Consider the following 24,549-nt stretch of genomic DNA (forward strand, 5'->3'; position numbering starts at 1 on the left):
GTTTATAATTTTTGAGTAATTTTGGCTTATGCAAAAATTGAATTTTAACGATTATTCTTTCCGATTCAAAAATAGTGAAAATAAAGTGTCTATTTTTGATGAAATCAGAAAAAAATTTATTCTTCTTACTCCAGAAGAATGGGTTCGTGTGCATGTTGTTCGTTTTTTGATTGAAGAAAAAAAATATCCAAAATCCTATATAAACGTTGAAAAAGTAGTTAAAATCAACGGAATGAATAAGCGTTATGATATTATTGTTTTTAATAAAGATGGTTCAATTTTTTTACTAATTGAATGTAAAGCACCAGAAATCACTATCGACCAAACCACATTTGACCAAATTGCACGTTACAATATGATTTTAAATGCTAATTATTTAATGGTAACAAACGGACTAAATCATTACTTTTGCCAAATGGATTTTGAAAAGGAACAGTATAGTTTTTTAAGAGAATTACCTCATTTTACTTTACATGAATAAAATAGCAGTCGTCATATTAAATTGGAATGGTACAAAGTTGTTACAACAATTTTTGCCTTCAGTTATTGAGTATTCTGAAAACGCTACTATCTATGTTGCTGATAATGCTTCTACTGATGAATCTATAACAATTTTGAAACGCGATTTTCCTAGTGTTAAGATTATTCAAAATAAATCAAACTATGGATTTGCTAAAGGATATAATGAAGCGCTTCAATTTGTAGAAGAATCCTATTATGCTTTAATAAATTCTGATATTGAAGTTACAAAAAATTGGTTAAAACCTATTGTTGAGTTATTTGATAGTGAACCTAAAACTGCTATAATTCAACCTAAAATTCTTGATTTTAAGAAGAAATCACATTTTGAATATGCCGGAGCTGCTGGTGGATTTATTGATAAATATGGCTATCCGTTTTGTAGAGGTCGAATTTTTGATACTTTAGAAGAAGATCAAGGTCAATATAATGATGAAATCGAAATATTCTGGGCAACTGGAGCTTGCTTTTTTATTCGAAAAGAAGTTTATCATGAATTAAAAGGCTTTGATGCTGATTTTTTTGCCCATCAAGAAGAAATTGATTTGTGCTGGAGAGTTTTTAATTTAGGACATTTAGCAAAATACACTCGCAAATCTGTGGTTTATCATGTTGGTGGCGCAACTTTGGATGTTGCTAATCCAAGAAAAACCTTTCTAAACTTCAGAAATTCATTATTTATGTTGGTTAAGAACCTGCCTTTAAACCAACTTATTCAAGTCCTTTTTATTCGAATGATTTTAGACGGAATTGCTGCATTCAAATTTTTATTTCAAGGAAAACCAAAACATTTTCTTGCTGTTGGTAAAGCACATTTTTATTTTTACTTGAAATTTAACACCTTTTTTGCAAAAAGAAAATCAAATTTAAAAGCTAACTACTTCAAGATTAATTCAATAGTTAAAACATATTTTATCAAAAAGCAAAAAACTTTTTTGGAATTATTTTAACAATATTTTATCTTCCCATAGTTTTGTGAGAATCAAATTCTATATACATTTGTTAAAAATTTGAAGATTATGAAAAAATTAATTTTATCGCTGTTAGTAATCGCTTTCACAATGACATCTTGTGGATCGAAGAAGAAAATTGCTTCCTTAGAAGCTAAAAACAAAGAGACGCAAGATTTATTAAATACTGCAACCGTTAAGTTGAATAACTGTTTGACAGAAAAGAAAGCTTTTGCTGATCAACTTGATTATTTGAAAAAAAACAATTCAGATTTAATTAACAGTTCCAAAGAATTAACTGTTTTAACTTCAAAAGGTGCAACAAATCTTGAGAAATCGTTAGAGAGTTTAAAAGAAAAAGATTTAAAAATCAACCGTTTGCAAGATGCTTTAACTAAAAAAGACAGTGTTACATTGGCTTTAGTTACTAGTTTAAAGAAAGAAGTTGGAATTAATGATCCAGATATTAAAATTAATGTAGAAAAAGGAGTTGTTTTTATTTCAATTGCTGATAACTTGTTATTTAAATCAGGAAGTTATGAAGTAAGTGATGGTGCTAAAAATGTTTTAGCTAAAGTAGCAAGAGTAATTAACAGCAAACCAGATTTCGAATGTATGGTTGAAGGTCATACTGATAGTGTTCCATTTAAATCTAATGTTTTATTAGACAACTGGGATTTATCTGTAAAACGTTCTACAGCAATTGTAAGAGTATTACAAAACGATTTAGGAGTTGATCCAAAACAATTAATTCCAGCTGGAAGAAGTTTTTATGTTCCTTTAGTGGATAATGATTCTCCTGCAAACAGAGCAAAAAACAGAAGAACTAAAATCATCATTTTACCAAAAATTGATCAGTTTTATGACATGATTGAAAAAGAAATGAAAAACTTGAGTAAAGAGTAATTCTAATTCAAATTAGAAAATATATAAAAATCCAAAAGTTAATTCTTTTGGATTTTTTATGTTTATGAATGATTATAAATTACTTATGAGTTTTTTAATTCTAAAATATTTCTTATATTTAAAAGTAATTTGATAGCCATTTTAAGTGATAATTTAAAAGACATCTAGACTAAATTTGAAACAAGTAAAAAAAATGAAAAAAATCTTTATTGTTATAAATCTCATACTAGTTCTTTTTTCATGCCAACAAACAAAATATCCAACTGATAAAAATGGTGAATCTCAAGATCAAATGGAACTCAAAAAAGTATCTTCTGAAATTGAAAAATCGCAAAAAGCTATTGATACTATAACGATAACCTATAAATGGACAGATTCTAAAGAATGGCTTTTAGAACATGAAAATGACACTCTAAAACAAAGAATTGTTTTTACAATTAACAGAACAGACCAATCTAATTTTTCACGAATGGATTCTGTAGTTATACCAAATGATTTTAGTTATGATTTTGCAAACTATTTGCCATTTCCAAAAGAAATAAATTACCTAAAAGATATTAACAAAATAATTTTTTTCTCTTACCCAACACAGACTTTTGCAGCTTATGAAAAAGGAGTTTTAAAAATTACAGGTCCAACTAATATGGGTAGAGAAAAATATTTGACGCCAACAGGTCTTTACTTTACAAATTGGAAAGCCAAAGTTAAAATTAGTACAATTGATGACGATTGGATTCTAAATTGGAATTTTAATGTATTAAACAAGGAAGGTATTGGATGGCATGAATACAGTTTGCCAGGTTACCCTGCTTCGCATTCTTGTTTAAGACTTCAAAAAAAGGATGCAGAATTTCTTTATTATTGGGCTGATCAATGGGTATTGGCTGATCAATATTCCATATTAACAAAGGGAACTCCAGTAATAATCTTTGGAAAATATGATTTTACTTCAGACAAACCTTGGTTTAAGTTAATTTCGAATCCGAAATCAATTGACATCACAGAAACGGAAATGGAAAAAATAGCAGAGCCTTATTTAACCGAAATTCTAGCTGCACAAAGAAATAAAGACTCCATACAAATACTCAATTAATAAATAATATGCTTACATAGCTTTTTTTGAGCTTGAAAATTTTGTTTGAATTTAATTTTATAAAACAAACTCTTAGGTTACTCAATCCCATAATTAGAAGGCAACAAATCCCCTACTTTCTTTTCAGATAAATCTCCTGAAAAATAAATTTTATCGTAGTTAGAAAATAATCCATATTTATCAATTACAAAATTATCGGTGTGAAATATGATTTTTGATTGTTCTCTTCTGTTGTATAATAAACTAAATTCAGCTACAAAATCTTTTGCATGTAAACCTCTTTCTTGTTTTTTAATGAATATTTGCTTTAGTCCTAGTGTATCTTTAATGTATAAATGTTCCTCTGGAATTGTCTGAAAACTTCCTTTAAACAATGTGAATTTATTTTTACTCCATTCTTTATTAGCCATATTTCTAAACAATTCTAGAAAAGAGCCATTGAAAACTTTTTCTCTATTTTTTAATTTTCTATTACTATTATCTATTTCTTCAAAACGAGAAGTTCCTACATAAATACTTGAGTAAACATCATTTCTTTCAATACTAAACTGATTAAATTTTGCATCAAATGTGGTTAAGTCAAAATAAACTTTATAGCCTAAATACGGATTATCTATAATTAAAGGTTTGTCAGCATAAGCTGTAAGCACAAATCTATCGTTATCATACGAAAAGTAAATTTCATCCTCATTCTCTATTTTACATTGATTTCCAGCTCTTGTTGTGCCTAAAAACTGATTTTTAAACAGAGCCATCATTTGTTTCCTTGAAAATTTATTGTCCATAAGAACAATTTCTCTTAAATCTTCAGTGGATTCTTTTAATATGATTTTATAAGGTTTATCAAAATTTAATTTATTGAGATATACTTTGTCAAAACCTACAAAGCTTACAACCAACGTAGCGCTAATTTCTGAAGGAAGTGTGATTTTAAATTCTCCATCAAAATTGGTCGATGTTCCAAACGAAGAACCGTCAAAATAAACTGTTGCTCCTGCTAATGGCTCATCATTTTTATCTACAACAATACCTGTAATACTTTGCGAAAACAAGGCCGAAAAACTCAATATTAAAATTAATGTAACTACTTTTTTCATATAAAATTTATAATATATCTAAACTTCCTTTTCCTTCTCTAATAACTTCTGGTTCATGTCCAGATAGGTCAATTATTGTTGAAGCAACATTATCTCCATAACCACCATCAATTACTAAATCGACTTTATTTTGCCATTTTTCAAAAATTAATTCTGGATCAGTTGAATACTCTATTACCTCATCATCATCGTGAATAGATGTTGAAACTATAGGATTCCCTAACAATTTAACTATTTCCAAAGCTATATTATTAGCAGGAACACGTATTCCGACTGTTTTCTTTTTTCTAAATTCTTTAGGTAGATCATTATTACCTGGCAAGATGAATGTATAAGGTCCAGGTAAAGCTCTTTTAAGGATTTTGAATGTAGCTGTGTCAATTTGCTTAACATAATCAGAAATATGGCTTAAATCGTTACAAATGAACGAAAAATTAGCTTTTTCTAACTTGATGTCTTTGATTTTAGCTATTCGCTCTAAGGCTCTAGAATTTGTTATATCACAGCCTAAACCATAGACAGTATCTGTTGGATAAATAATTAATCCACCATTTCTTAAAACCTCAACCACTTTTTTTATAGAAGCTTCGCTAGGTTTGTCTTCGTATATTCTTATGAATTCTGCCATTGCAACTTGTTTTTGATCTATTTTTGATACTTTTTAAACTAAATAAACGTTTTAATTAAGTAACTTTAGTTCAAAGATATAGATTCGCTATGAAAACAAACAATTTATTTTTCGGTTTACTGTTATTTTTACTTATTCCTATTTACTCCTGTTCTGATGATAATACATCAACTACAGAAGATTTATCAGTAGCAAAAACTATGATGAATGTAAGTTATGGTTCAAATTCGCAACAAGTGTTTGATTTATATCTTCCTGCAAATAGAAGTTCAACTTCAACAAAAACTTTGATTTTAGTTCATGGTGGTGCTTGGATTGAAGGTGATAAAGTTGATATGAATTATGCTGTTGATATAATCAAACAATTTTTACCTGATTATGCTATTGCAAACGTAAACTATAGATTAGCAACAACTGAAAATTATGCTTTTCCCATGCAAATTGATGATATTGATGCCATTGTGCAGAAATTAAAAGTTGAAAATTATGGTATTTCTGATGATTTTGGATTTATAGGGACAAGTGCTGGTGGTCATTTATCGCTATTATATAGTTATGGATATAATTCAGATAATAATATTAAAATGGTATGCAGTATTGTTGGACCAACAAATTTTACAGATTCAAATTACATCAATAATCAAGCTTGGTTGGATTTATATTTTAGCTTAACAGGTGTTCATTATGCAGATAACCAAGCCTATTATGAACAATTAAGTCCTCTTTTTAGAGCTACAACCTCATCGGTACCAACTATTATGTTTTATGGAAATGCTGATCCCTTAATTCCAACTTCACAAGGAGTAGATTTACATGCAAAGTTAGACCAATTAGGAGTTTATAATGAATTTAACTTGTACAATGGTGGTCATGGAAATTGGTCTCAAACAGATTTACTAGATGCTAATTTAAAAATGATAGCTTTTATTCAGAATAAATTTTAATTAGCCTAAAACCTGCAATTTAGCAAAACGAAGCAATAATTTCTTAATTCCACCAACTTCAAATCTAATTTCTGCTTTTTTGTCTCCACCTACTCCTTCAATGTTTAGAATTTCACCTCTTCCAAAACGTTCGTGCATAACCACATTTCCAACATTTAAATTCGTGTCAAATAAATTCGTGTTAGAAGGTGAATTACTTGAAACAGGTTTCAGCTTTCTTATATTTACACTTGGTTTTTCATCATCACTCAAATGTTTTGGTGGTGTTCCTGCTGTTGGTTTAGCTAAACGTAATTTAGATTTATCAATGTCTCCAAAAATATCAACATCCATCATAGGTTTATATCTATAATTTGAGGTGTCTGTTGGGTTTAAATATTCTACATATTCGCTATTAATTTCTTCAATAAAACGAGAAGGCTCGCTATCAACAAGTTTTCCCCAACGATATCTTGATTGTGCATAAGTCAAATAAGCTTGATGTTCGGCACGAGTTAAGGCTACATAAAATAAACGTCTTTCTTCTTCTAAATCGCTACGCGTACTTAAACTCATAGCACTTGGAAATAAATCTTCTTCTAATCCAACCACAAACACATACGGAAACTCTAACCCTTTTGCTAAGTGAATAGTCATTAGCGCTACTCTATCGTCATCACCTGTATCTTTATCTAAATCAGTAGCCAAAGCAACATCTTCCATGAATTCTGCTAAAGCTCCTCTTGCGCCATCAATTTCTTTTTGACCTTCGATAAAGTCTTTCATACCATTAAGAAGTTCCTCTATATTTTCTATACGAGCAATTCCCTCTGGAGTAGCATCTTTCTTTAATTCTTGAACTAATCCTGTCTTTTTAGTCACATGATCGGCTAAATAAAAAGCATCTTGATTTTCATTAATTACCTGAAAACTCTTAATCATGGTTACAAAATCTTGCAACTTATTTTTGGTTCCTGAATTTAATTTTAAATCGATTTTATCAATATGTTCTAATATTTCAAAAATAGAACGTTTATAATGATTGGCAGCAACAGTTAATTTTTCTATAGTTGTATTACCAATTCCTCTAGCTGGATAATTTATTACACGAATTAAAGCTTCTTCATCTTTTGGATTAATGACCAATCGTAAATAGCATAAAACATCTTTAATTTCTTTTCTTTGGTAAAAAGATAAACCTCCATAAATTCTATAAGGAATATCACGTTTACGTAAAGCATCTTCCATAGCACGTGATTGTGCATTGGTTCTATATAAAATAGCAAATTGACCGTTGTTTAATTGCTTATTCATTTTTTGATCAAAAATGGTTGCAGCTACAAAACGACCTTCTTCACCATCAGTCATACTTCTGTGAATCTTTATCTTTTCTCCATCATCATTGGCAGTCCAAACAATCTTATCTAACTTTGTCTTGTTTTTGTCTATGATGTTATTTGCCGCTTCAACTATGTTTTTAGAAGAACGATAATTTTGCTCCAAACGATACATTTGAACATTTTCGTAATCCTTTTGGAAATTCAGAATATTATTGATGTTCGCTCCACGGAATGCGTAAATACTTTGTGCATCATCTCCAACGACACATATATTTTGAAACCTATCAGACAAAGCCCTTACAATCAAATACTGTGAGTGATTTGTATCTTGATACTCATCTACTAAAATATATCTAAATCTGTCTTGATATTTAGCTAAAACTTCAGGAAAACGATTTAACAACTCATTAGTCTTCAATAACAAATCATCAAAATCCATAGCACCACTTTTGAAACATCTATCCACATAATTTTGATAAATATCACCTAAACGTGGCTTTTTTGCCATTGCATCAGCTTCTTGTAAATCTTGATTATTGAAATATGCTTTTACTGTAATTAATGAATTTTTATAAGATGAAATTCGGCTTAAAACTTGTTTCGGCTTATATACATCTCTATCCAATTGCATTTCTTTGATAATGGCTGAAATTAATCGAACACTATCTTGCGTATCATAAATGGTAAAGTTTGACGGATAACCAAGTTTGTCTGCTTCAGAACGAAGAATTCGAGCAAAAACAGAGTGAAAAGTTCCCATCCAAAGGTTTTTGGCTTCACTATTCCCTACAATGTCAGCAATACGTTTTTTCATTTCACGTGCTGCCTTGTTAGTAAATGTTAAAGACAAAATATTAAAAGCATCAACACCTTGACTCATTAAATTGGCTATACGAACAGTCAAAACACGAGTTTTACCAGAACCTGCACCAGCAATAACAATCATTGGTCCGTCTTTCTGAATAACTGGAGCTCTTTGTGCTTCGTTTAATTTATTTATGTGATCTTGAATCATAGGAATTTAAGTAATGTACAAATTTAGGTGTTTACAACTTCAAGTGCAATAGCAATTTCAAAAATCAATTTAAATATATTTTGGAACAAAGATTTAAGAAATTTGAGAAATCTGAATAATTTATTTTTGGATTTTGGAATTTAAAATATTGGAATTTTATCATATATATGTTTTCTTTGTCATTCATAAAATTACTAAAATGAATATTGACAAAATACTTGAGATTGTTTCTTACACTTTACCTTCATTAATAACTGGTGGAGTTGCTTATTTCTTCTTTACTTCCTATTTTAAAGATCAGCAAAATACAAGACGTTGGTTATTATTAAAAGAAAACCAAAAAGAATCTTTGCCTTTAAGATTACAAGCTTATGAACGAATGGTTTTGTTTTTAGAGCGTATTCATCCTGCACAATTGTTATTGAGAGTTGTTCCACCAACTGAAGACAAAAACGATTATGCTACTTTATTGATTCATGCTATTCAGACTGAATTTGAACATAATTTAACACAGCAAATTTATATTACCAATGAATGTTGGGATGTGATTAACAAATCAAAAACTACAACCGTTCAAATGATTCGTAAAGCTTCATTAAATATGGAAATTGCTAATGCAAGTCAATTAAGAGAGGCTGTTTTAAGAGAGTTAACCGAAATGGAAGCTCCAACAAGTGTTGCTATTAGCTTTATTAAGGAAGAATTGAAAAGTGTGTTGTAATTATTCTTCAATTGGAATTTCTTGGGTATCAACATCTTTAGATTTTGCATAATCATAACCAATTTGCCACCATTCCTTCATTTTTTCTTTGTTAAAGATTAATGAGTTTGTGGTTAATACTGAAGGTGTGAAATAGAAATTGATTGTTGCTCCTTTAAATTTAGCTTCATATTTTCCAATTTTGATGTTTTGGAATTCAATTCTGTCCATCATAAAAGCAAACAGATTGGTTAAAGCTGTAAAAGGACTTCTAGCGGGTAATCTATTATACAAAGGTGTTTCTGTATGAAGAATTATAGCATCAACTTCTGTTGCTCCATTTTTTATGGCTTCCTCAATGGGAATCATATTAGCAAAACCACCATCAGCATATTCACAACCATCTTTTTTAACTAAAGACATGAAAGGAATATAATTGCAAGAAATCCAAATCCAATCGCAAAAATCTTCATAAGTACATTCGTTTATAGATTTATACTCAACTGTATTTAAAGATAAATTGGAAACGGTAACTACTATTTCTTTATTGCTGTTTTTTAGAAACACAAATTCTTCTTCTGTGAATACTCTTTTAAGTAATTTTTTAAGGTTTTTACTTTCTCCAAAAGTTTTTGAACCTCTCCAAAAGTTTTTCAAAACATTAAAGTGACTGATTTCAATAACATCTTCTCCAAATTTCTTTTTAATGATAAAAGGACAATTACTAAAAATACTTTTTTGATTTACTGAAGTATAAACATCTTTGATCTTTTCTACTTTTCTTAAAGCTAAATGCGAAACTAATAAACTTCCTGTTGAAGTTCCATAGTACATATCATATTCTTTATTTAAATCTTCAATTAAGTATTGGGCTACACCACCTGCAAAAGCTCCTTTACTTCCACCTCCCGAAATCACTAATGCTTTCATTCAACTATTTTTTTCTTAAAGATATAAAAAATGTAATATTATTCGTTTAAAAAATAATCTATTCTTGAACTAATACTTGATTTAGACAAGCTTTTTAAATTTTCTAATCGTAATTTAACCTCACTCGATTTAATAAGTTCTCTCAAGGTATCTTTCGCAAATTTAACTGCTTGCCATTTTTGATGCAAAGATAATTCTACAAGTGATTTTAAAACTGTATCTGTTACTTCATTTAGTTGTATTAGATTTTCAATAGCTTTTTGTCTTACTGAACTATTAAAGCCATCCGTGGTCATTTGCTCAAGTTCAGTAATTGCACTTGTTCGCATAACTGGATCATTTTTATAAGTAATTGCTTTTAAAATTAAATGAGCAAATTTTAAATTATAATCTTGCCCAATCCAAGATCTTGAAATATCAATATATTTTTGTCTATCCTCTTTAAATGTTGTCCAAAGCCTATATAAAGCGATTTCTCGATTTATATATGAATTATCAATAAACATGGTTTCAAATTCTGTTTTAAGTTCTTTTGGAACTTGTTGAAAAGATTCTGCTAAAGTTTGTTTTGTTTTAACATCTTTTAAAGCAAAAAGTTGAAAAACAAACTCTCTTTTGTCTAAATAGGGTACATCTTTTAATTGATAAATTACTTCTTGATAAATTGGATGAAAAAATTTCTGTTGAATAATAGCATTAAAATTGGCTTTCTTATTCATGAAATAAACATCTTCTAATTGCCTAACAGCTAAGTAGTCTTTCATAAACTTACTATCTTTGATACATGACATTGCTTCATTCCACTCAAAAAAAGAACTTTCTAACCATTTCTTTTTAAAATTGTCAACATCGTAATCTGAAACATTTTTAATTTCAGCCAAGAAATCATCTGTTTCTACTGTTCCATATTGATATTTTTTTAAATAATTCTTAACCGCTTTATCAAATTTGCTTTCACCAATATTAGCTTGAATAACAAATAAAGCCCAAGCACCCTTTTTATATAAAGTTAATGTGCTGGCTTTATCACTTAATATAGAATTATCATCTTGCAAGGAAGCATCTCGTAATTGTTCTGCCATTTTTAGTAACTCATTATTAAAATAATCATCACCAAAAACTTCTCTTTCAGCTAAAAGTGCATAATAAGTTGCAAATCCTTCTTGAAGCCAATGATGCTTACTTTCTTTGGCAGTAACTAAGTTACCAAACCATTGATGCGCTAATTCATGAGCATTTACATTTACATAATTCTTATCATTAAATCCAACGGCATCAACTACATATTCGTCAGAGAAAATAGTAAATGTTGTGTTTTCCATTCCTGCATATAAGAATTCTCTAACAGGTGCTTGTCTATAAACTTCCCATGGATAATCTACTCCTATTTTCTTTTCTAAAAAATCAAAAATATCTTTTGTGTACTTGTAGGTAGATTCAAATTTATCAGCATCTGTTTTTCCAATATATAATTCAATAGGGACTTTTGAACTAGAATTGATAATTTGTTTTTCATACTTACTAATTACTAAAGCTACAAGATAAGAACTCATAGGATTTTTCATTTCATAAGTCCACTTAGTTTTACTAGCTTTAAAATCTTTATTGATTAATTTACCATTCGTAAGTACATAAAATGACTTGTCAAATGTAAATGACAAATTGAAAATTACTTTCTCATTTACGTTATCAAAACTTGGCAACCAATTGCTTGTGTTTTTACCTTGTCCTTGCGACCAAATTTGCAAATCATCACCACTACCATTGAAATACAAAGCTTGTTTTGGAAAGGCTTTATACTCAAATACAACTGTGTTTTTTCCGGTTTTTACTCCTTCAAGGAAAGTTAATTGTTTGTCATCTGCAACAAATTCAACTTCTTTTTTATTTACAAAAACCTTTTCAAAGGTCATATTAACTGCATCTATTTTAATAGTAGTTATAGCTTCTTTTACTTCAAACTCACAAGTGACTTTTCCACTTACAGATTTATTAAATTGATCAATTTCTATATCAGCAGTTAGCGTTTTAAAATCAACATTCTGTGTTTCTTGAGCAAAACAAAACGAAGTAATAAAGAATAATAATAGGTATTTCATAGGTAAAATATATTAGTAGCTAAATTTCTATTAATTTGTCAAATATTTATTGTTCGACTATCAAATTTAGTAATTTAAACTTATCTTCGCTTTATAGTTTTTTATAAAAAAATCAAACTTATAAACAGGAATTAGAATATGAACAATCTCTTAGAAACTCCCATAGAATACCTAAAAGGTGTAGGTCCAAAGCGTGGAGAGTTATTTCGAAAAGAATTAAATGTTCATAAATATGTCGATTTAATCAACTTATTTCCCAACAGATATATCGACAGAACCCATTATTTCAAAATCAATCAACTACAAAATACAAGTTCTGAATTTCAAATAATTGGTAAAATCATAAACTTAAAAACGGTTGAACAAGGCAAAGGAAGGTCACGTTTAGTAGCAACTTTTATCGACGATACTGGTCAAATGGAATTGGTTTGGTTTCAAGGTCAAAAATGGATTAGAGAAGGTGTAAAAATCAATGAAGTTTATGTCATCTTCGGAAAAGTAACCCAATTTGGTGCTACTTATAACATGGCTCATCCAGAAATGGAATTATTAGCCGAACACAAAGCAAGTCTTCGTTCTGCTATGCAACCGGTTTACCCAAGTACAGAAAAGTTAAACAACAGAGGAATTACAAATAAAGTTGTCAATAAATTAATGCAACAATTATTTGTAGAAACTCAAGCTTTATTTTCTGAAACTTTACCCGATTATTTAATTGATCAACTGAAATTAATTCCCAAAAATGCCGCTTTATTCAACATTCATTTTCCGAAAAGTCAGGAATTATTAGCTAAAGCACAATTTCGTTTAAAGTTTGAAGAATTATTTTTTATTCAGTTACAGCTAATCACAAAAAACTTAATTCGAAAACATAAAATAAAAGGTCATCCTTTTGGAACAGTTGGAGAGAATTTCAATAATTTCTACAATAACCATTTACCTTTTGAATTGACAAATGCTCAAAAAAGAGTACTAAAAGAAATTCGAAATGATATGGGCAGCAATGCTCAAATGAACCGTTTACTGCAAGGAGACGTTGGTTCAGGAAAAACTATTGTGGCCTTGATGTGCATGTTAATGGCAAAAGATAATGGTTTTCAAAGTTGTTTAATGGCTCCAACAGAAATCCTAGCTAAGCAACATTTTATCGGTTTAACTGAATTAGCTAAAGATTTAGACATCAACATACAAATCCTTACTGGTTCAAGTAAAACTAAGGAACGAAGATTGATTCACGAAGCTTTAGAAAATGGAACTTTAGACATCTTAATCGGAACTCATGCTTTATTAGAAGATAAAGTCAAATTTCAAAATTTAGGATTAGCCATTATTGATGAACAACATCGTTTTGGTGTAGAACAAAGAAGTAAATTGTGGAAGAAAAACACAATTCCACCTCATGTTTTAGTAATGACTGCAACTCCAATTCCAAGAACTTTGGCTATGAGTTTATATGGTGATTTAGATATTTCTGTGATTGATGAATTGCCACCAGGAAGAAAACCTATTCAAACGGTGCATCGTTTTGACAGCAATCGTTTAAAAGTCTGGAAATTTATTAAAGATGAAATTGCAAAAGGACGACAAATCTATATCGTTTATCCTTTAATTCAAGAATCTGAAAAAATGGATTATAAAGATTTGATGGATGGTTACGAAAGTATTTCTCGTGATTTCCCGTTACCTGATTATAGTATTTCAATTCTTCATGGTCAGATGAAACCTGCTGATAAAGAGGAAGAAATGCGAAGATTTGCTGCTGGAAAGACAAACATCATGGTTGCTACAACTGTAATTGAAGTCGGTGTAAATGTTCCAAATGCATCAGTAATGATTATTGAAAGTGCTGAACGTTTTGGATTATCTCAATTACATCAATTACGAGGAAGAGTTGGTCGTGGAGCCGAACAAAGTTATTGCATTCTTATGACTAGCCACAAATTAAGCGAAGACAGTAAAATTCGTATGGAAACTATGGTAAGAACAAATGATGGTTTCGAAATTGCAGAAGTCGATTTAAAATTACGTGGACCAGGTGATTTGATGGGAAAACAACAAAGTGGTGTACTTAATCTTCAAATTGCTGATTTGGTTAGAGACAAAGATATTCTTCAAGTGGCAAGACATGAAGCCGTAAAGCTTCTAAAAGCAGACGCACCCATGGAAAAACCAGAACATAAAAGACTTCGTGAAGTTTTTATAGCCATGAGTAAAAAGAAAAACATCTGGAATTATATTAGCTAATATAATTATGTATAATTTTCTTAACAATTGTTAAATTAATTATAAGGAGTTGGCTTTATAAAGTTCGAAAAAGTAGTTTTGTTAACATTAATTACTAATCACCTAAAATGAAGCTCAAAACACTACTTTTAATTGTTATCATTATCTTTTTTATTGGTTTTATTGGCTATCGTATAAAAAGCAATGTAGATAAATCTTCTCCATCAACTAATCAACAAATGGGTGATAAAAAACCTAATACAAAAGTAAATGGAATAGTTGTTTCTGAAGAAAATTTTTCCAATGTCATTTCTGTTTCTGGTTCTATTGAAGCTAATGAACAGGTTGAAATTAGAAGTGAGATTTCTGGAATAGTTGAGTCTATTTATTTTAAAGAAGGAACTAACGTAAGTAAAGGACAAATTCTTTTTAAAGTTAATGATATTGAATTAAGAGCACAATTAGCACAAGCGAATACAAGAAAAAATCTAGCAGGTGAAAATGAAAGAAGAGCTAAACTTCTTTTAGAAAAAGAAGCAATTAGTCAAGAAGAATATGAAATTGCCAGTGCAGAATATAGAAGCTTACAATCACAAGCTCAATTGATTATAGCGCAAATTTCCAAAACAGCTATAAAAGCTCCCTTTTCAGGAAAAATTGGATTGCGAAACATTTCACCAGGAACTTACCTTACTCCTACTACAATTGTTACTAATTTAGTAAGTTCAGATGAAGTGAAAATTACATTTGCTATCCCAGAAAAATATGCCAGTGAAGTCAAATTAAATAATGATATTGAATTTACAGTTTCGGGTTCAACAGAAACATACAAGGCTTCAATTTATGCAATCGAACCTAGTGTAGATGTTACAACAAGAACTCTTTTATTGAGAGCTAGAGCAAATAACAAAGAGGGTAAATTATTCCCAGGAACTTATGCTAATGTAAAACTACCTTTAACTGCTATAAAAGAGGCTATTTTGATTCCTTCAGAAGCCGTTATTCCTATTCAAAATGGGAAAAAAGTATTTATTAGTGAAAATGGGAAAGCAAAAGAAGTTAAAATTGAAACAGGAACAAGAACTGAAGATTTAATTTTAGTGCTACAAGGATTAAAATTAGGTGATACAGAAATTACTAGTGGAATTATGGGTTTAAAACCCGAAACAGCTGTAAAAGTAACTCTTAAAAAATAAGTATGAATTTATCTACATTAAGTATAAAAAGACCTGTTCTTACTATTGTATTAAATCTTGCCATTATTTTATTTGGATTTATTGGTTATAAATTTTTAGGCGTAAGAGAATATCCGTCTATCGATCCTGCACAAATTTCTATTCGAACAAATTATACTGGAGCAAATTCAGATATTATTGAATCTCAAATAACGGAGCCTCTAGAAAAAGCTATTAATTCTATTGATGGAATTAGAAATATAACTTCTTCAAGTAATCAAGGTAGTAGTACAATTACAATTGAATTTAATTTAGAAAAAAATTTAGAAGAAGCGGCTAATGATGTGAGAGATAAGGTGTCACAAGCCATTCGTAATTTACCCGAAGATATTGATTCACAACCTATAGTTTCAAAAGCTGATGCCAATAGTGAAGCCATTATTTCAATGACGGTTCAAAGTGATACACGGAATGCTTTGGAATTAAGTGATTATGCTGAAAATGTAATTGGTCAACGTTTAGAAACCATTCCTGGTGTAAGTGGTGTTCAAATTTGGGGTGAAAAAAGATATGCCATGCGATTGTGGATTGAACCTTATAAATTGGCTTCATACGGACTAACTGTTGCAGATGTTAGGCAAGCTTTAATTGAACAAAATGTTGAATTACCTTCAGGAAAAATAACTGGTGGTAATACCGAATTGACTGTAAAAACAGTTGGAAATTTAACATCAGCAGAAGAATTCAATAACATCATCATTAAAGCTGATGGTGACAAAATTATTCGCTTGAGTGATATTGGTTCTGCTACTTTAGGTCCAGAAAACATCGAAACACAATTAACACAATCTGGAAAACCCATGGTTGCTGTTGCCATAGTTCCATTACCTGGAGCTAATTATATAGATATTTCAGACAAATTTTATGAAGAATATGAAAAACTAAAAAAAGATTTACCAAAAGATATTCAATTAAATATAGCAATTGATACAACAGTTTTTGTAAAACGATCTGTTACCGAAGTTGTAGAAACCTTAATGATTTCAATTATATTAGTAATTTTAATTATCTATTTGTTTTTTAGAAATTGGGCAATTGCTTTTAGACCTTTAATCGACATACCTGTTTCTTTGATTGCCACTTTCTTTATTATGTGGTTATTTGGATTTTCAATTAATGTATTGACACTATTAGCCATTGTTTTAGCCACTGGATTAGTTGTAGATGACGGAATTGTCGTCACAGAAAATATCTTCAAAAAAGTAGAAGAAGGTATGTCTCCTATTGAAGCCGCCATAAAAGGTTCAAACGAAATATTTTTTGCTGTAATTTCAATATCAATAACATTAGCTGCTGTATTCTTACCCGTAATTTTCTTAGAAGGTTTTGTGGGACGGTTATTCAGGGAATTTGGAGTCGTAATTGGTTCTGCAGTTCTAATTTCAGCATTTGTGTCTTTAACCTTAACACCTATGTTAAATGCCTATTTAATGAAAGGTGGTGAACAAAAAAGAACTAAATTTTATGACCTAACTGAACCCTATTTCATAAAATTAAACAAAGGCTATGCTAGTAATCTAGAGCGCTTTGTAAAATACAAATGGATTAGTTTTGGAATTATCATTGCGTGCTTTGGATTAATTTATTTGTTTTTCAGTGTATTACAAAAAGAAACTGCTCCTTTAGATGATAGAAGTGGTTTTGTAATGCGAATATCAACACCAGAAGGTGCTACTTATGATTATACAAATAGGTTTATGCAAGAAATGTCGCAATTAGTTGACGATTCTATTCCAGGAAAAAATGTTAGTCTAGTAATTTCATCTCCAGGTTTTGGTGGTAGTGGTTCGGTAAATAGTGGTTTTATTAGAATTGCCTTAAAAGATCCAAGCGAAAGAGAAAAATCTCAAATGGAAATTGCAGATGATTTATCCCAATGGGTTAAACGTTATCCAGATGCTAAAACATCTATTATTCAACAACCCACGATTTCTGTTAGTCGAAGAGGAGGTTTACCAATACAGTACATAATTCAAGCTCAAAACTTTGAGAAATTACAAGAAAAAATTCCTCTTTTTATGGAAGAAGCTTCTAAAGATGAAACTTTCTCAATGGTAGATGTTAATTTAAAATTCAACAAACCAGAAATTAATGTAACAATAGACAGAGAAAAAGCAAAAAGTTTAGGAATTTCTGTAATCGATATTGCTCAAACTTTACAGTTATCGTTAAGTGGACAACGCTTTGGATATTTTACCAAAAACGGTAAACAATACCAAGTAATTGGTCAGTTTTTACAAGAAGACAGAGCTACACCTTTAGATTTAACTTCCATCTTCATAAAAAATGATAAAGGTGAATTAATTCAAATGGACAATGTGGTTTCAGTTGAAGAACAAAGTAATCCACCACAATTATATCACAATAACAGATATATGTCAGCCACAGTAAATGCTGGTTTAGCACCCGGAAAAAGCATTAGCGATGGAATTGCAGCTATGGATGCAATTAAAGCTAAAGTGTTAGATGATACATTTACAACTGATTTAGGTGGAGAATCAAGAGATTTTGTGGAAAGTAGTTCTAATACTTCTTTTGCTTTTGGATTAGCTTTATTGTTGATCTACTTAATATTAGCCGCTCAATTTGAAAGCTTTATTGATCCTTTTATTATTATTTTAACTGTTCCAATGGCAATTGCAGGTGCTTTATTTTCGTTATGGTTATTTGGTCAAACATGGAATATTTTCAGTCAAATTGGAACCATCATGCTAATTGGATTAGTGACTAAGAACGGTATTTTAATAGTCGAATTTGCCAATCAATTACGAGAACAAGGAAAATCAAAATACGATGCAATTATTGAAGCATCAGAATCACGCTTGCGTCCTATTTTAATGACAAGTTTAGCTATTGCTTTGGGTGCATTGCCCATTGCTTTATCACTTGGAGCTGCTTCTGCAAGTAGAATGGGAATGGGTGTTGTAATTGTTGGTGGAACCTTATTTTCATTAATTTTAACCCTATTTGTAATTCCAACCATATACCTATTGTGGTCAAGAAATAAAAAACACCGTCCAGAATTTGATAACATTGAAGCTTTAGAAAAATAAATCATGTCAAAGATTATATCCTATATTACAATTCTGTTTTTTGGCTTTCACTTACAAGCTCAAGAAGTTTTGTCTCTTGAAGAAGCTTTAAAACTAGCTTTAGAAAACAATTTCGAAATAAAAATCGCAAAGAATAATTTAAAAATTGATGAAACCAATAACAATCTAGCTAACGCAGGAATATTACCAACCTTAAACGCTAATTTAATCAATAACAACAGTCAATTAAATACCAAACAAACGCAAGCTGATGGTTCGATTAGGGAATTAAACAATGCCAAAAACTTTAATCTTTCTTATGGTGTTGGTTTAGATTGGACTGTTTTTGACGGCTTAAGTATGTTTGCTCGTAAGGAACAATTAGCCACTTTAGAGGCTCAAGGAAAATCCGAATTACAAGCCACAGTTTTAAACCGAATTAGCGATGTATATCTAACTTATTATGATTTAGTACAACAACAACAAATTATGGCTTCCATTGACAGTGCCATTGTAGTATCTAAACAACGAGTAACAACCGCTAATAATCGTTTTTCAATTGGGAAAGCTTCAAAACTAGAATTATTAAATGCTCAAGTAGATTTGAATACAGATAAAAGTCTATTATTAAGCCAAAAAGAATTGTATAAAAATACAAAGATTAGATTGAACGAACTATTAGCAAGAGAGCTTCAAATTGACTTCAAAGTAGTTGATAGAATTACGTTTGAAGAAAACTTAACTTATGAGGATTTAAAAGATTTAGCCAATAAGCAAAACCCTCAGCTACAAGCTCAAATACTAAATAAAAAAATTGCTGAATTAAACTTAAAACAAATCAAAGGAAATCGCTATCCAACAGTTCGATTGACTTCTGGCTATAGTTTTACGCGTTCAGAAGCTTCTTTAGGTTTCATCACACAATCATCCGGACAAGGTTTTGTTTATGGTGTTTCTGCAAGCGTTCCTATTTTTGATGGCTTTTTACAAAATAAAAGAGAAAAAACAGCTCAATATGAAATTGAAAACGCATCTCTAGTCATAAATCAACAAAAGAATGCATTGGAATCTCAGTTAGCAACATTTTTTCAAAGTTACCAAACGAATTTAGAGTTGATTAAAATTGAAGCAGAAAATGTAGAAATAGCAAGACAAAATCTAGATATAACTTTAGCCAAATTCAGAATTGGAACTATCACAACTATTGAAGTTAGAACAGCACAGCAAAATTTCATTGAAGCTTCTGTACGATATGCAACAGCTCAATATCAAACAAAAATTTCTGAAATTAACTTAAAAGAATTAGCTGGTACATTAAGTTTGGATTAATTTGTTAATTTTACCACTAATTCTAAATTTCGATTTCTTAATTCTAAATTTCTATGGTTCAATACAACCCAAAAGACTGGATTACATTCATCTTCAGATTTCATAAATCAGATACATTTCGTCAATTAATTCCGATGATGATTACTATTGGTTTATATTCTTATGGAGTTGCCTATTTAGAAATTGAATATTGGAAATTATCTGAAGATAGTCATGTTAAAAACATTACCATCATGCATGGAATGTTAGGTTTTGTGATTTCATTATTATTAGTTTTTAGAACAAATACAGCCTATGATCGTTGGTGGGAAGGCAGAAAACATTGGGGCGCATTAGTTAACAACAGTCGAAATTTAGCCATTAAATTAGCTGTAATTCTAAAAGACGAGCACGATAAACATTTTTTCAGAAAAGTCATTCCAGGTTATGCTTCTATTTTGCAAAAACATCTAAATGACGAAGAAACGGCAAAAATGCTTTTTGAAGATTTAGATTTAGACATTGATCATCATAAGCATAGACCTAATCAAGTAGCGAAAATGATGTTTCAAAAAGTGCATGATTTACATGTCAGTGGCAAAATTTCAGGAGATCAATTAATCATAATTAATAGCGAAGTACAATCCTTCACCGATATTTGTGGTGCTTGTGAACGAATTAAAAACACACCTATTCCTTACTCTTACAGCTCATTTATCAAGAAATTTATTTTCTTTTACATTATGGCGTTACCTTTTGGATATGTCTTTAGTTTAGGGTATTATGTGATTCCAGTTGTTGTTTTTACTTTCTATGTTTTAGCTAGTTTAGAGTTAATTGCAGAAGAAATTGAAGATCCTTTTGGAAATGATGCCAACGATTTACCAACCGTAAAATTAGCTAGTAATATCAAAAAACACGTAGAAGAAATAATTTAAATTACCTTTACTAAAATCAATAAAAATGAAAAAAATTGTAACATTATTCGTTATTATCTTCTTTTTCTCAAATTGTAAAAAAGAAGAAACTGTTCAAAAAGAAGAAACTAGTTCAATCTATTACAAAATTGATTCAACCAAAATTCAAGATGGTGGTGTTAAAGTAATTCCAATTACTACAAATGGTAAAACGTTTAATGTTTGGACAAAACGAGTTGGAAATAATCCAAAAATAAAAGTATTGCTTTTAAATGGTGGTCCAGGTGCAACCCATGAATATTTTGAATGTTTCGAAAATTTTCTTCCAGCTGAAGGCATCGAATTTATTTATTATGATCAATTAGGTTGTGGAAATTCAGATAATCCAAATGATGAATCATATTGGGATTTGTCGCGTTATGTAGAAGAAGTGGAACAAGTTAGAAAAGCCTTAGATTTAGATTCAAATAATTTTTATATGTTAGGCCATTCTTGGGGTGGAATTTTAGCAATAGAATACGCCTTAAAATATCAAAACAACATGAAAGGCTTAATCATTTCAAACATGATGTCAAGTTGTCCCGAATATGGAAAATATGCAGATGAAGTATTAGCAAAACAATTGAAACCAGAAGTTTTAGCGCAAATTCAAAAAATTGAAGCTGATAAAGAATTTGATAATCCAAAGTATATGGAATTGTTGCTTCCTAATTTCTACGAAGAACATGTTTTAAGATTACCTGCAAAAGATTGGCCTGAACCTGTAAACCGTTCTTTTGCAAAAATGAATCAATCCTTATATGTAACTATGCAAGGACCTAGCGAATTTGGAATTGCTGGTAAATTAGAAAATTGGGATCGAACAAATGATTTAAAAAATATTACTATTCCAAGTTTAGTAATTGGAGCTACTCATGATACAATGGATCCAAAGTTCATGGAAAAAATGAGCACTTTATTACCTAAAGGGTCTTTTTTGTTGTGTAAAAACGGAAGTCATATGGCTCTTTATGATGACCAACAAACCTATTTCAAGGGTTTAATTTCCTTTCTAAACAAAAAATAGTGATTTTCTAAAATTCTAAATTCTAATTCTAAATTTAAAAAAGTATCTTTGCACCCTTAAAATTCGAATAAAAATGCGTATTTCATACAATTGGTTAAAACAATTTATTAAAATCGACTGGAAATCAGAAGAAACTGCTGCTTTGCTTACCGATTTAGGTCTAGAAGTAGAAGGTGTAGATAAATTTGAAAGCCTAAAAGGCGGTTTAGAAGGAATAGTTGTAGGTCATGTGTTAACCTGTGAAAAACATCCTGATGCTGATAAATTAAAAATCACTACAGTTGATTTAGGAGACGGAAATCCTCCTGTTCAAATTGTATGTGGTGCTCCAAATGTAGCGGCTGGTCAAAAAGTACCTGTAGCAACTATTGGAACAAAATTATACGACAAAGAAGGAAACTCTTTCGAAATCAAAAAAGGTAAAATTCGCGGACAAGAAAGTCACGGAATGATTTGTGCTGAAGACGAATTAGGCCTTGGTGAAGGTCATGATGGAATTTTAGTTTTAAATGAAGATTTAAAAGCTGGAACTTTAGGAAAAGATGTTTTTAATATAGAAACGGACGAAGTTTTTGAAATTGGTTTAACACCAAATCGTGCTGATGCAATGAGTCATTGGGGTGTTGCCCGTGATTTAAAGGCAGGTCTGATTCAAACTAATATTAATTCTGAATTAATAACTCCTTCTGTAAGTAGTTTTAATGTTGATAGAAGAACATTAAAAATTGATATTGAAGTTGAAAACAAAGAATTAGTACCTCGTTATTGTGGTGTTACAATTTCTGGAGTAACTGTAAAAGCTTCACCCGCTTGGTTGCAAAATCGTTTAAAATCAATTGGATTAACACCAAAAAACAACATCGTTGACGTAACGAATTACGTAATGCATGAATTAGGGCAACCAACACACGCTTTTGACGCCAACAAAATCAAAGGAAATAAAGTAATCGTTAAAACGGTTAAAGCTGGAACAAAATTCATAACATTAGATGGTGTGGAACGTGTTTTAGACAAAGAAGACGTTATGATTTGTAACGCTGAAGACCCAATGTGTATTGCTGGAGTTTTTGGTGGAATTAAATCAGGTGTTTCTGAAAACACTCAAAATATATTTTTAGAAAGTGCTTATTTCAATCCGGTTTCTATTCGTAAAACAGCTAAACGTCATGGGTTAAATACTGATGCTTCTTTTCGTTTTGAAAGAGGAATTGATCCAACCATTACAGAATACGCTTTAAAACGTGCTGCCTTATTAATTCAAGAAGTAGCCGGTGGAGAAATCACTTCTGATATTATAGATTTTTATCCAAAGAAAATAGAAGACTTTAGCGTTTTCGTGACTTTCGATAAAATAAACAAAGTAATTGGTGAAGAATTAAAAAAAGAGACCATCAAAACCATTTTAACTTCGTTAGAAATTAAAGTGAATAGTATGACCGAAAATGGATTAGGATTAACTATTCCGTCTTACAGAGTAGATGTTCAAAGAGATATTGACGTTATCGAAGAAATCCTTCGTGTCTATGGTTATAATAGCATAAGTTTTAATGAAAAAGTAAGTGCTACAATTGCCAATTCTCCAAGAACGGAAGAATATAAAGTACAGAATATTATTTCTGATCAATTGTGCTCTCAAGGATTTAACGAAATGATGGCTAATTCATTAACTAGCCCAGATTATATTAAATTATCAGATCAGTTACTTGATTCTGAAACCGTTACAATCATAAATCCATTAAGTACTGAACTTTCTGCTATGAGACAATCACTATTGTTTTCTGGCTTGGAAGCTATTTCATTCAATATTAACAGAAGAAAATCAAATTTACGTTTGTTTGAATTCGGAAAAACATATCACAAAGTTGAAAATGGTTATGACGAAAGAAAGCATTTATGTTTATACCTTACGGGAAATAAATCAGCAGAAAGTTGGAATACAATTGCTACAAAATCTGACTTCTTCTTAATGAAAGGTTATGTTATGGCTTTGCTTACTCGAATTGGATTAGACCAGAAAGTTAATTCTGTACCCTTCGAAAATGATATTTTTTCAGAAGGATTAGGCTTAATAATTGGAAGAGAAACTATAGCTGAATTTGGAATCGTAAAAAAATCAATTTTAAAAGCTTTTGATATTAAACAAGAAGTGGTTTATGCTGATATCAATTGGGGAGCTATTCAAAAATATGTTTCTAACAAATTGAAATTAACCGAAATCTCAAAATTCCCAGAAGTTCGTAGAGATTTAGCTTTATTGGTTGACAAAGACGTAACGTTTGAAGCGATTTACAAAATTGCAAAACAAACAGACAAAACGCTTATCAAAGAAATAAGCCTATTTGATGTATATGAAGGTAACAATTTACCAGAAAACAAAAAATCGTACGCAGTGAGCTTTATAATGAACGATGAGAAGAAAACTTTAGAAGAAAAACAAATCGAAAAAGTAATGCAAAAATTACAAGCTAACTTTGAAAAAGAAGTTGGTGCTACTTTGAGATAACCAACAATTGTCTTTCCCACGTAAGTGGGAAACTTTTTAATAAACCGTTAATCTAATAAAATATA

At 30.2% G+C, this 24,549-nt stretch carries 18 protein-coding genes; 13 read left to right on the plus strand and 5 right to left on the minus strand.

All coding sequences use genetic code 11. The features are described from left to right. Positions 1–28 precede the first annotated feature (28 nt). From G507_RS0102055 to G507_RS0102070, 4 genes are all read left to right on the plus strand, one after another. Entirely contained in the window at positions 29–481 is a 453-nt protein-coding gene (locus tag G507_RS0102055) for a type I restriction enzyme HsdR N-terminal domain-containing protein (protein ID WP_026715926.1), read from the plus strand. Further along, positions 474–1,469, plus strand: a complete 996-nt coding sequence (locus tag G507_RS0102060) for a glycosyltransferase family 2 protein (protein WP_026715927.1) — start codon at positions 474–476, stop codon at positions 1,467–1,469. The genes G507_RS0102055 and G507_RS0102060 overlap by 8 nt, the downstream gene beginning before the upstream one ends. Positions 1,470–1,538: 69 nt before the next feature. Further along, positions 1,539–2,375: an OmpA/MotB family protein gene (locus G507_RS0102065; RefSeq protein ID WP_026715928.1), complete on the plus strand. Its 837-nt coding sequence runs from the start codon at positions 1,539–1,541 to the stop codon at positions 2,373–2,375. 193 nt (positions 2,376–2,568) lie between these two features. Beyond that, on the plus strand, positions 2,569–3,468 hold the full coding sequence (locus G507_RS0102070) for a L,D-transpeptidase (RefSeq protein WP_026715929.1): 900 nt from the start codon (positions 2,569–2,571) through the stop codon (positions 3,466–3,468). Between the two features lie 77 nt (positions 3,469–3,545). Here the strand turns inward: G507_RS0102070 and G507_RS0102075 are convergent, their stop codons facing one another. After that, on the minus strand, positions 3,546–4,565 hold the full coding sequence (locus G507_RS0102075) for a carboxypeptidase-like regulatory domain-containing protein (protein WP_026715930.1): 1,020 nt from the start codon (positions 4,563–4,565) through the stop codon (positions 3,546–3,548). A 7-nt stretch (positions 4,566–4,572) separates the two neighbouring features. After that, a complete protein-coding gene (locus G507_RS0102080; protein ID WP_026715931.1) occupies positions 4,573–5,193 on the minus strand; it encodes an L-threonylcarbamoyladenylate synthase in 621 nt (206 codons plus the stop codon). An 89-nt stretch (positions 5,194–5,282) separates the two neighbouring features. Here G507_RS0102080 and G507_RS0102085 point away from each other — a divergent pair, with 89 nt between their 5' ends. Continuing rightward, positions 5,283–6,137 carry an alpha/beta hydrolase gene (locus tag G507_RS0102085; RefSeq protein ID WP_026715932.1) on the plus strand — a complete coding sequence of 285 codons (855 nt, stop codon included), beginning with the start codon at positions 5,283–5,285 and terminating at the stop codon, positions 6,135–6,137. Here G507_RS0102085 and G507_RS0102090 read toward each other — a convergent pair whose 3' ends face one another. Further along, positions 6,138–8,471: an ATP-dependent helicase gene (locus tag G507_RS0102090; RefSeq protein WP_415776820.1), complete on the minus strand. Its 2,334-nt coding sequence runs from the start codon at positions 8,469–8,471 to the stop codon at positions 6,138–6,140. Positions 8,472–8,670: 199 nt separating this feature from the next. Here G507_RS0102090 and G507_RS0102095 point away from each other — a divergent pair, with 199 nt between their 5' ends. Beyond that, a complete protein-coding gene (locus G507_RS0102095; RefSeq protein WP_026715934.1) occupies positions 8,671–9,192 on the plus strand; it encodes a DUF7935 family protein in 522 nt (173 codons plus the stop codon). Here G507_RS0102095 and G507_RS0102100 read toward each other — a convergent pair whose 3' ends face one another. Then, entirely contained in the window at positions 9,193–10,101 is a 909-nt protein-coding gene (locus G507_RS0102100; protein ID WP_026715935.1) for a patatin-like phospholipase family protein, read from the minus strand. Between the two features lie 38 nt (positions 10,102–10,139). Continuing rightward, positions 10,140–12,200 carry a M1 family metallopeptidase gene (locus G507_RS16260; RefSeq protein ID WP_051191448.1) on the minus strand — a complete coding sequence of 687 codons (2,061 nt, stop codon included), beginning with the start codon at positions 12,198–12,200 and terminating at the stop codon, positions 10,140–10,142. Positions 12,201–12,338: 138 nt separating this feature from the next. Between G507_RS16260 and recG the strand changes: the two genes are divergently transcribed. From recG to pheT, 7 genes are all read left to right on the plus strand, one after another. Continuing rightward, positions 12,339–14,444 (plus strand): ATP-dependent DNA helicase RecG, encoded by a 2,106-nt coding sequence (gene recG, locus G507_RS0102110; protein WP_026715936.1) that lies wholly within the window; start codon positions 12,339–12,341, stop codon positions 14,442–14,444. A gap of 107 nt (positions 14,445–14,551) precedes the next feature. After that, positions 14,552–15,619, plus strand: coding sequence for an efflux RND transporter periplasmic adaptor subunit (locus tag G507_RS0102115; RefSeq protein ID WP_026715937.1), 1,068 nt, complete (start codon positions 14,552–14,554; stop codon positions 15,617–15,619). 2 nt (positions 15,620–15,621) lie between these two features. Beyond that, positions 15,622–18,711, plus strand: a complete 3,090-nt coding sequence (locus G507_RS0102120) for an efflux RND transporter permease subunit (RefSeq protein ID WP_026715938.1) — start codon at positions 15,622–15,624, stop codon at positions 18,709–18,711. A 3-nt stretch (positions 18,712–18,714) separates the two neighbouring features. After that, complete coding sequence (locus tag G507_RS0102125) at positions 18,715–20,019, plus strand: TolC family protein (protein WP_051191449.1); 1,305 nt, start codon at positions 18,715–18,717, stop codon at positions 20,017–20,019. A gap of 53 nt (positions 20,020–20,072) precedes the next feature. Continuing rightward, entirely contained in the window at positions 20,073–20,936 is an 864-nt protein-coding gene (locus G507_RS0102130; RefSeq protein WP_026715940.1) for a bestrophin family protein, read from the plus strand. A 25-nt stretch (positions 20,937–20,961) separates the two neighbouring features. Continuing rightward, entirely contained in the window at positions 20,962–21,981 is a 1,020-nt protein-coding gene (locus tag G507_RS0102135) for a proline iminopeptidase-family hydrolase (RefSeq protein ID WP_026715941.1), read from the plus strand. A 73-nt stretch (positions 21,982–22,054) separates the two neighbouring features. Further along, positions 22,055–24,484, plus strand: a complete 2,430-nt coding sequence (gene pheT, locus G507_RS0102140; protein ID WP_026715942.1) for a phenylalanine--tRNA ligase subunit beta — start codon at positions 22,055–22,057, stop codon at positions 24,482–24,484. Positions 24,485–24,549: the final 65 nt, after the last annotated feature.

The sequence above is a fragment of the Flavobacterium gelidilacus DSM 15343 genome, from assembly GCF_000422685.1.
GTDB classification, from domain to species: Bacteria; Bacteroidota; Bacteroidia; order Flavobacteriales; family Flavobacteriaceae; genus Flavobacterium; species Flavobacterium gelidilacus.